Origin of the sequence: Alteromonas sp. a30 (genome assembly GCF_026788005.1) — a bacterium.
In the GTDB taxonomy this organism is placed as follows: Bacteria; Pseudomonadota; Gammaproteobacteria; order Enterobacterales; family Alteromonadaceae; genus Paraneptunicella.
In genome coordinates this window covers 1-887 of sequence record NZ_JABEPE010000083.1, presented here as the reverse complement: position 1 = coordinate 887, position 887 = coordinate 1, and the positions used below count along the sequence as shown (strand labels likewise).

At 50.4% G+C, this 887-nt stretch carries 1 protein-coding gene; it reads left to right on the top strand.

Features of this window, described 5'->3' with window-relative positions; all coding sequences use genetic code 11:
• Window positions 1-887, top strand: an 887-nt coding sequence (locus HJG39_RS19285; RefSeq protein WP_268412051.1) for an AMP-binding protein, incomplete at both ends; no start/stop codon positions are given.

Sequence of the window (887 nt, the reverse complement as noted above, 5' to 3'; positions counted from 1 at the left end):
GACCAATTCGTCGGTGTGTGTATTGAGCGCTCCATTGAAATGCTGGTTGCGCTGATTGGGGTGCTAAAAGCCGGTGGGGCCTATGTGCCGCTCGACCCGAATTACCCGCAGCAGCGCCGCGAGTACATTTTGGAAGATTCCAATGTGTCGATATTGGTTACTCAATCGGTTCACGAAGCAGACTTGCAGCTTGAAGGCCGCACATTGATTTGCGTGGACGATTACCAGCATATTACCTTTGATGTTGCTGCAAGTGCGAAAGAAAAGCTAACAGAAAAGCTAACCGAAAAGCTAACAGAAAACCCAACGGTCGCCGGCTTAAACGCCGGGCACTTGGCGTACATCATTTACACTTCTGGCTCTACCGGTCGTCCTAAAGGCGTAGCGGTAAATCATCAAAGCGTGAGCAACTTCCTCAACTTCTGTCGTCGTCAATTTATGCCGGAGCATGTTGAAGGCGCGGTGGTGAGTTCAACCTTGGCGTTTGATGCCACGGTTGGCTCGTTATATCCACCACTGGTTTGCGGCGGTTATGTTGAGTTATTGCCAGACGACGAGCAATTGCTCAGCCGTTTAGGCGATTGTTTGCTCGACCAAACGCGCTCATTGCTGTTTAAGATTACTCCGGCGCACTTAAAAGCGATTGCCAGCCAAGGCGAGTTAGTGCCTAACCCTGTTTCGAAACACGTTGTGGTCATTGCTGGAGAGCAGTTAACGCAAAAAACGCTGTATCGCTGGAAGCATGAATTGCTCACAGCCGCAGAGCTCGTCAACGAATACGGGCCAACAGAAGCCACGGTAGGTAGCACCACTTATCACGATGTACATAAATTAGCGGTGAGCCCTGATTCACTGCGCGGCGTGCCTATTGGTAAACCGTTAGATAA